This window comes from Bradyrhizobium sp. UFLA05-109 (genome assembly GCF_054185165.1).
In genome coordinates this window covers 25189-33830 of the sequence record NZ_JBBIAR010000092.1, presented here as the reverse complement: position 1 = coordinate 33830, position 8642 = coordinate 25189, and the positions used below count along the sequence as shown (strand labels likewise).

Genomic DNA, 8642 nt, shown 5'->3' with positions numbered 1-8642 from the left:
CAGGAGACCAACAAGAAAGCTCTTGCGATTCATGTGAGTGGACTCCTCTATGAGAGACCTTATGAATATCACAGTCTTGCGAAGGGCAAATTTTGATGCAAATCAAAGGGGCCGAAGCGTCGGGCCAAGCCTGGCGCGACGGCTCACCAAAATGCATGGCAGCGATGGAGCCACGGGCAATTAATGACCGCTCCGGGTCATTCGCGACTGAGCCAGGCAGTGCTTGCTACCGATCGATGTCCGCTTCGGTCCCGATAGCGATCGCATTGAGCAGACGCAACAAATGACGCGAGGGGCCAATAAGCGACATTTCCTTGGTGGCAACTAGCCACCGGTATATCGCGAAATCATTCTCAATGAACCCCGCTTTGAATAAGGGGTCTTCCTCTAAAACGCGCCGAGCCTCGCGCTCGTCCGTCGCGTTACAGAGATACATGCCTTCCTTCAGGCCCTCGAATGGTCCGGCAGCACGCAAGACTCCAGCTTGGCGCAACCTCACTAGGTATCCGAGCCGTTCGGAAAACAATCTCGCGAAATCTTCTGTTTGCCCTAAGCTTACAAGCTCCTGAACTGTCGGGACACGACCTGCGCCGACCGCCTTTGCCACAGCACCTCCTACGCCGGGACGCGCAATTTGCGCGGTAAACTCAGGCGAGAGCTTGAGGATGATGGCGTAGATCGAGGCTGTTGGCTGCTGCTGCGTGTTCATAGTTGGATATCCGACCGCTGCATCGACTTCACGCAGCATAACATATTACTTGGCGCGGGCTGTGCTTCGCACCGCCGCACACCGGCCGCTGAAGTCCGCAGTGGGTCACGAGCGTCGCCCTCTGCAATAGACGCCGGCCTTTCTATTTTCGCTATGCTCCGTTAGCGACCGAGGATGCGTAGCGGTGCAATATGTCGCGATGGGCCAGCAGCGCCGACGTTTGATGCGAATGCGCTCGCTGTATTCTATCGGAGAGGAGGAGCGACAGCTATGTTGCCACCATTCTCGACGCATCTCCTAAAAAACTCTCTTTTGTCTTGCCCCGAACCATAGGCGCTACCAGCAGCCGGATTGCCGATCTGACGCGGAGGGAATTGCTTCGCCCGAAGGATTTTGCACTTCCTCGCCACTTCTGCGGATATGGGCTTGGCTTGGGAAAGAGCCGGCAGCGACGCGACAGCTCCCGCTACAAAAATAACAAAGGCTCCTCCACTAATTCTCCAACCATCACGCATTGCCAAACTCCTCATCTTTTCGCCTTGATCCCTTGGGCACGCCTCATGGTCCATGCCAGCATGATAACACGCGGATAGCCGCGCACGTCGGCTAAGGGTCGCGTCGATTTGGGTGCACCTCAGCTACGTCCGGTCTACCTCCGACACCTGACCTGCAGACAAGCGCCTAGTCGCTAAGGCTCAGAATCGGACATACAGGTCCGAGCTGCTGCGTGTGCGCAGATGGTGTGATTCTGCTCAACCAAAATCGGTTATGTGTCGATCTCGGTTCATGAAGATGAATGGAGACTCGATGAGATGTTTCGCATTTTATGGCACAGGTAACCCTTGCGCGCCGGTTTCGCCGAGCGCACTCTTGCAGAGCGTTTTCACAAGAACTTACGGAGGGTGCGACCATGCCACGGGTCAAGCAAGCTTCGAAGCAGAAACGCACAACCAAAGCCGCCACCGTGAAGGTGCTAGGTGCCGCCGGACTGGGTCTTTCGCTGGCGGGTAGTGCATCCGCATCCACGATGCCCGCTGCCGGTATCCCGCAATCTTACAATACCTCGCCAAATCAACGCTTCTTTCTTGGCGAAGAGGAAATGGCCGACGTCAGTCTGGCCACGTTCCATCTCTTCGATAGAGAAAACTTTGGCAGCGGCGTGCAGCTAGCGCGCGGGTGCGGTGGTTGCGGGTGCGGCCATGGTGGCGGGGGGTGCGGCGGCATCCGAGGTTGCGGTGGCGGCGGGTTTGTTGGCGGCCGAGGTTGCGGTGGTGGTGGGTGTGTTGGCATCCGAGGTTGCGGTGGTGGCGGGTTCGTTGGCATCCGAGGTTGCGGTGGCTTCCGTGGTTGCCGTGGCTTCCGTGGTTGCGGTTGCGGCGGCTGCGGGTTCGACATCTGGTTCGATGACGACATCGGCTTCAATGGCTGGGGGTTCGGTGGTTGCGCGGGTTGCTGCGCATCTTGGGGGGCGTGCCGCTTGTGCTAAGTCCCACCAAGGACCTGGTAAGCTGCGATCAGCCTCTCGCTGGTTACGAGTTTAAGGTCGCCTTCGGGTCCGCGCATCTGGGATATGCTCACCTTCAAGGGCGTCGGCTGTCACCGGCGCCTCTTCCTTGAGGGCATGGCTAATCACACAGTACTCAGCGACCGACGATCAGACGCGCAATGACCTCCCGATCTAGAGATCGTGGACATCCGAGACCGCTGATGTCCGGTTGGGGTCATTTGCGATTGATCCGGGCAGTGCTCGCTACCTATCCATTTCCGCTTCGGTCCCGATAGCGCCCGAATTTGTGCAGAAGCAGCACATGACGCGAGGGGCCAACAGTAGACTTCATTCGATCACCTCATCGACGCCCACGAGAAAAGACGGCGGGATGGTGAGCCCAAGCTTCTTGGCTGTCCTCATATTGACGGCGAAGTCGAGATGGGTGGGACCTTGAAACGGTAAGTCGGCTGCTTGCGCGCCCTTGAACAGGCGCTCCACATAGCTTGCCGCCTGTTGGTCAAGTTCTTCAATGCTGGGGCCATAGGCGATCAGAAGCCCTCCTTGAGCGGCCTCGCGGGAGCTTCCAATGGTCGGCAATCCCGCTTTCACCGCAAGCGCGCCGAGCTTTTCAAGGTCGCGATGCATTTCCGGAGTAGGCACGATCACGAGGGCTTCCACGTCAGAACTGCGCATCGCATCAAACGCGGCTGCATACTCGTTCGGTCCCTCGACCCAGATTTCGACCAGTTCCAGTCCGGCTTGGGCAGCAGCCTTGCGCAAGGGCGCGAAGCCGGCTTCCACGATCTTGCGATGAGCGGAGATCACTGCAATTCGATGCACTGACGGCAAGGCCTCATGAAGCAGGGACAGCCGCTTGACCTCGAGTTCCGGGGCGATCAGGCAAACACCCGTGACGTTGCCGCCCGGATGCGCCCAACTCTCGGCAACACCGGCGCGGACTGGGTCTGCGCCCATTGGTGCGGCGACAATCGGAATTGTGCTCGTTGCCGCGCGCGCAGCGTCGAGCGACCAATCGGAAGAGGCAATAATGACATCGGGTTTGTCGCCAACCAGGGCCTGCGCCATCGCTGGCATTTTCTCCTCGGTGCCTACGCGAAAATCAACAACTAGATTGCGGCCTTCGACGAAGCCGCGGGCCGCCAAGTAGGGCAGCGCGACAGATCGGATAGCGCCACGGTCGGGGAGCGAGAGCACGCCTAGTCGCCAGACGTGTTCCGCAGCTTCTGCGCATGGCGAAAGCACCGCCAGCACCGCACAAACGAACGCAACCCGCCCCATTTAAAACCCCCTTGTGGCGCGCCTCCCAGCTTATCATTTCCGACGAGAAATGTCCGCGTTGGGTCAATCGCGCCGGTTTGCCCCCTCAGTCCGAAACTTCCGGTCTACCCCTAACTGCAGACATGTCTCTGCGCCGCGCAAACTGTCGCGAAGGGCCAACAACAGACTCGTGCGTTGCAGCAATTGCGTCGTATTCGATCGCCTTGTCGGCTCGTGAGAGTAATCTCTTCGCCAGACATAGATAAAGTCCCGCCAGAAACGGCCTAGAGTTTTGTTATTGAGGCGAGAAACTCGCGGAGAGCGTCACTCGCCTGCTCCATGGCCGACTTATTGAATTCGACGCGGTGTCCCATGTAGAGAACGGGCGCTCGGAGAAATGAAAGGTCAAATCCAGCATACGCGCCGGGATAAACAATGAGCCGGACTCCTGCACCGTCAGCCTTCTGCCGGGAGATACCAATATCGTCAGCGCCATTTGCCAATCTGCGACAGACTTCGGGCGGAGCCGAATCATCAAGCTCGCCCGTCAGGATTAGCGTGGGGACCGTCATAGGCCCTTTGATGGCAGCACAATTTGGATAGAGCGCGGCCACCCCACGAAACTTTCCCTTAAACGCATTCTCAACAGGGCCGCGGGTGACGCTAGAGAGAGCAGGCGAGCCATCAAAGCCCACAAGTGCAACACGCGTGGGATCGATCAGCTTTTGCTGAATGAGGTAATTCAACCCGCGATAGGGATCTTGATCGTTATCGAAAAGAGGGCCACTTCGGCAGGTGTTTTTGACTCCACGCCGACCGAAGCTATCAATTGTCAACGTGACATAGCCCCACGAGTTGATTTTTTGGCCCCAGTTTTGGTCGATCATGTCTGCGAAGCCGGCGCACCCATGCACCAAAATAACCGCAGGCGCAGGGGCTGGGCTATTGGATCGTCTAAGGTATCCCTGCAGAACTAGGGGTGACCATTGGCTATCCGGGATCGCTACGATCTCGGCCGAGACCCGTTGTTGATCATTGGAGCATCGAAGTGGACCACTGACGCACAGAGCCCGAAAAATCAACCCGTCGACGGCCCTCTTGGCATCGGCATCGGAAACGCCCTTGGCCTCATAGGTGACGGTTAATTGCAGCGCCGATCCCTTCCCCACTGCAATCACACTGACTTTAGAATGAACATTCACTTCGGAAAGCCCTAGCGCGCCTGAAAATGCATAACTGTGGTTAGCGCCGTCCCAATTCTCCAGCACCTGTTCGACCTTGCGACCCTCAAATAGCGAAAGGGTACGCATCTTCCCATCTGTACTGAGGACGCAGTCCTCAACGACGGGATTCCATAGGGCCGTCGCGCAGAAATCGCCAACTGTTTGCCAGAGCGCTTCCAGCGACAGCGACGACCTCGCCGTTACGGTTGATTCCAATGCGGATACAGAGATCGTTGAAGCTACAAGAACCGCAATCGCGGCAAGAATCGACCTGTTAGGAATCATAGTTGTACCAGCGCTGATGGTTACAGCCGCTATAGGCTACACACGTCGGGAAGATTAGCAGGCCGCTTTCATCATGGCGATGGTCAAATCAGGGCCGATGTCTGCCTTGATCAAAATGCGACGAACTCAAAGTGAGCAGATCTATTCCGCTTCGCCCCAGTGACCGGACCTAGACGAGGCGTGCGGACACTTCGTAGAAGGGCCTGGAGCGGATATTGGCCAAAGGCCACCCACACAATTGCAAGCAAGCCGCAAGCTTGACAATACTGCGCAAACAACAAGGGTCTAAAATCGTCCGGCCAAGCAAAGAACCCAATAATACCAGGCATAAACTGACTTGTTACATCGATGCCTTCTTTCCGGAGGTCGGGATCGCCACTCTCGAGCTGTTGGAGCGGTTCGGTCACGACGTGGTTTATCCGCGTGACCAGACCTGTTGTGGCCAGCCGATGGCCAATAGCGGGTTCAATGCCGAATGCGCCGACACCGAGGCGCTGTTTGTGCGCAACTTCTCCGGCTTCGACTATATCGTGGCGCCCTCGGGAAGCTCCAGAACGACAAAGACAAGGCAGACGTCTTGGCCTTAATGGCTCTCTATGCGGAAGTGAGCAGAATGCGCGTCCTTTCAACAACCGGTGTTGTCGAAAGCGCCGACCAAATCGTCAGGGAGATCATTGGCAAGTACGAGGAGCCGAACAAAAGTCTGCCCCAACTTCGGGAGATGGCAGATAGTGGGTTGATCGACCCACTTCGCAACTTTAGTGAGGCCTGCCGTGCGGAATTCCAAAAACTGCAATTTTCTGCTTGAAGTATCACTTACAGACGACAGCGATCTGCAACTTGGTGAAAAAAAAAGAGCCGGCCTATGCCCTGAGAAGAGCTATGGTGGGGCTACGATTTTTCGGGACCCGTCCAGTCCCTGCTGACACAGCACGACATCAAAAGTTCTGTCCGGAAAGGGTAATGCCAAGGCGCTTCCCTGTCGCCAGTCGACGGCGAGGCCCTGCGGCAACTGCAGTCGGCGGGCGGGCGACATTGAGCATGCCCTCGTTGAGGTCAAGACCACTCACGCTGCCTCCTGGGGCGACGCAGCGCGCTGCAAGCCGCGCGACGACGCCGGTCCCGGTGGCAACGTCGAGCACCCGCTCCCTCGGTCGCAACTCCACAAGGTCAAGCAGCCCCGGCACCCACGGTCCGAGGATGAACGGTACGGCCCACCGCTCGCAGCGTTCGGCAGCATCGCCCTGCAATTGGAAACGGGTCAGACCCGCCGTTTCGGCTTCATCGGCGGATTTCATCGATCACTTTCCCGTCGCGGAGTCTGGTCCCTCGAAGGTCCATGACGCCGTCCAAATTCGCCCCCGCGTCGTACATGATCACCTGCGGACATGGACATGTCGAGGCGTAACCACGTACTCTTTAATGACCGCTATGGGTCAGACTCGGAATAACTCCCGCTGAGCATAACGAGTCCGCTTTACCCCAAACAGCCGACATAAGAGCCGACGTTTCACAAGGTCCGCGCCGGGCCAATAGCAGAAGTGCCGATTTGGCGTGGTGGCACCAACGAAGTCTCTGCAACTTCAAAGGATGATGATTTGGTCAATTGTATTTTCACTCGAGGTGGGAAGCCTTGGCGACGTACCGCACGCAATCGATGAAAGACACGACGGATGGATTGAGCGTGCGGTTTTTCACAAAGACGATCGCGGCGGAGATCCGCGGGCCCACCGATTTGATGGGCAGGACCCGCAAGGAGGCCCGACCGGCTTTAAGCCTCGCGACGGATATCGGAAGAATGCCGACAAATTCGCCGCTCGCCACCAACGACGTCGTCAGCTCGATCGACAGCGTCTTGACGACGGCCTTGGGCGGCTGAAAGCCGGCCGCCCTAAAGACGCCGTCGATAAGCGCGCCAGGCGCGCTGTCGGGCGCCGGCAAGATCCATTTGCGGTCGATGATGTCGCCCAGCGCCACTCGGCGCCTGCGTGCAAACTCGCTTTCTGCGCCGACGACGAAGACAAAGGGCTCGTCGAACAGCACCTCGGAATGCAGATCTTCGGTGGTCGACTGGCCTGTCGCGCGCGTGATCAGGAGATCGAATCTCCGCTCCCTTAATTCGCGGAGCTGATGTTCACCCGGATTGACGAGCTTCACATCCACCTGAACGCCAGGATATTTCGCTGAAAATTTCCGCAGGACGGTGGAGGCCAGACTATGAAGGATGATGTCCGTGCAGCCCAGCCTGACCTCTCCCGAGTTCGGATCGGAGAGATTTTCGAGCGAACGATAACCCTGCCGCAGTTCGTCGAAGATGTTGATCCCGCAGCGGAGGAGCACTTCGCCCGAGGGTGTCAGTTCGGCGCCCTGCGGCGAACGATCGAGCAAGCGCGCGCCGAGAGCGCCCTCCAGCTCGGAGATCGTCTTCGAAACGGCGGGATGAGAGATCCTTAGCCTGACCGCCGCCTTGGCCATGCTGCCGGTATCGGCAACCGCCATCAGGACGCGCAGATCGCGCAGATTGATACGGCGGCCAAGGCGCTCTGATCCATCCATGAGCCTTAACCCAGAGGTTAGGGGGATGCCACGATTTTCGATCTACCAGATAATGGACGTTCCGACCAGAGTGAGGGCGTTTCGAACAGAAGCGGGTGTGCACGAGACATCGGAGGCTCACATGATCACCAAACGGAAATTGCTGTCGCTGGCCTGCGCAGGCGGACTCGGGTCGATCATGCCGAACAGCGCACGGGCGCAATTGGGACAGGCCACCACGCACCTGATGGTCGGCTTTGGTCCGGGCGGCGCCATCGATGTCGTTGCGCGAATGCTGGCCGAGGAGATGAAGGGCCATTCCTCCTTCGTCGTTGAGAACCGGCCCGGTGCGGGCGGCCGGCTGGTGCTCGGCGCGCTGAAGAACGGTGTGGCCGATGGATCGGCGATGGCGCTGACGCCCGCATCGAACCTGGTCGTGTTCCCGCATGTCTACAAGTCGCTCGGCTACGACGCTTTCCGCGATTTCGCCCCGGTCACGCGGGTTTGCTCATTTCCGTTCCTGATCACGGTCGGCCCAATGGTGCCACTCAATGTCACGACGCTCGCCGATTTCGTGAAATGGTGCATTGCGAATCCGAAGCAGGCGACTTACGGCACGGCCGCAGCAGGATCGATGCTGCATTTCACCGGCTCGATCCTGGCCAAGGAAGACCGATTTGAGTTCGCACATGTGCCCTATGGGGGGCCAAACGGCATACAAGATCTTATCGGCGGCCGGATCGCGGCAACGATCTACCCGGTCGGCACCGCGCTGCCTTACGTGCGGTCCGGAAGCGTCCGCGCACTGGCCATCACCAGCGCCGAACGGAGCAGGCAGCTTCCGGAGGTGACGACCGTCCGCGAAGCCGGATTTCCTGCCCTGGAAGTCGAGGAGTGGTTCGGCGTCGTTGTTTCGGCGAAGACGCCGGCCGAAGCTGTCAAGCACCTCAACACGGCAATCCGTGCGGCCGTGAGCAGCGATCGCTTCGCCACCGGCGTGGCCAAGCTCGCCCTTGTGCCAGCGGCCGATTCACCGGAACAGTTCGCGCAATTGATCAGATCAGATTTCGACCGATGGTGGCCAATCGTCCAAACCTCCGGCTTTTTGGCGGAGGATTAAGTG

Annotated in this window: 7 protein-coding genes and 2 pseudogenes; 3 read left to right on the top strand and 6 right to left on the bottom strand. The window is 58.5% G+C overall.

The genetic code is table 11. The features are described from left to right. Positions 1-226: 226 nt before the first annotated feature. The 3 genes from Q3C01_RS40450 to Q3C01_RS40440 form a co-directional block, all read right to left on the bottom strand. Entirely contained in the window at positions 227-709 is a 483-nt protein-coding gene (locus tag Q3C01_RS40450) for a YciI family protein (protein ID WP_458150918.1), read from the bottom strand. 1834 nt (positions 710-2543) lie between these two features. After that, positions 2544-3497: an ABC transporter substrate-binding protein gene (locus Q3C01_RS40445; RefSeq protein ID WP_458150917.1), complete on the bottom strand. Its 954-nt coding sequence runs from the start codon at positions 3495-3497 to the stop codon at positions 2544-2546. A gap of 263 nt (positions 3498-3760) precedes the next feature. Then, positions 3761-4984 (bottom strand): SRPBCC family protein, encoded by a 1224-nt coding sequence (locus tag Q3C01_RS40440; RefSeq protein WP_458150916.1) that lies wholly within the window; start codon positions 4982-4984, stop codon positions 3761-3763. 332 nt (positions 4985-5316) lie between these two features. Between Q3C01_RS40440 and Q3C01_RS40435 the strand changes: the two are divergent. Further along, positions 5317-5532: pseudogene (locus Q3C01_RS40435) on the top strand (heterodisulfide reductase-related iron-sulfur binding cluster); the annotation flags it as partial. 65 nt (positions 5533-5597) lie between these two features. Further along, entirely contained in the window at positions 5598-5792 is a 195-nt protein-coding gene (locus Q3C01_RS40430; RefSeq protein WP_458150915.1) for a hypothetical protein, read from the top strand. Positions 5793-5864: 72 nt separating this feature from the next. Here the strand turns inward: Q3C01_RS40430 and Q3C01_RS40425 are convergent, their stop codons facing one another. From Q3C01_RS40425 to Q3C01_RS40415, 3 genes and pseudogenes are all read right to left on the bottom strand, one after another. Further along, the gene (locus Q3C01_RS40425; RefSeq protein ID WP_458150914.1) at positions 5865-6020 is read right to left on the bottom strand and encodes a class I SAM-dependent methyltransferase; all 156 of its coding nucleotides are present in this window, start codon (positions 6018-6020) and stop codon (positions 5865-5867) included. After that, positions 6019-6282: pseudogene (locus Q3C01_RS40420) on the bottom strand (hypothetical protein); the annotation flags it as partial. The gene Q3C01_RS40425 and the pseudogene Q3C01_RS40420, both read right to left, overlap by 2 nt. Before the next feature lie 316 nt (positions 6283-6598). Beyond that, on the bottom strand, positions 6599-7540 hold the full coding sequence (locus Q3C01_RS40415) for a LysR family transcriptional regulator (protein ID WP_458150913.1): 942 nt from the start codon (positions 7538-7540) through the stop codon (positions 6599-6601). Positions 7541-7661: 121 nt separating this feature from the next. Here Q3C01_RS40415 and Q3C01_RS40410 point away from each other — a divergent pair, with 121 nt between their 5' ends. Further along, positions 7662-8639, top strand: a complete 978-nt coding sequence (locus tag Q3C01_RS40410; protein ID WP_458150912.1) for a tripartite tricarboxylate transporter substrate-binding protein — start codon at positions 7662-7664, stop codon at positions 8637-8639. Positions 8640-8642: the final 3 nt, after the last annotated feature.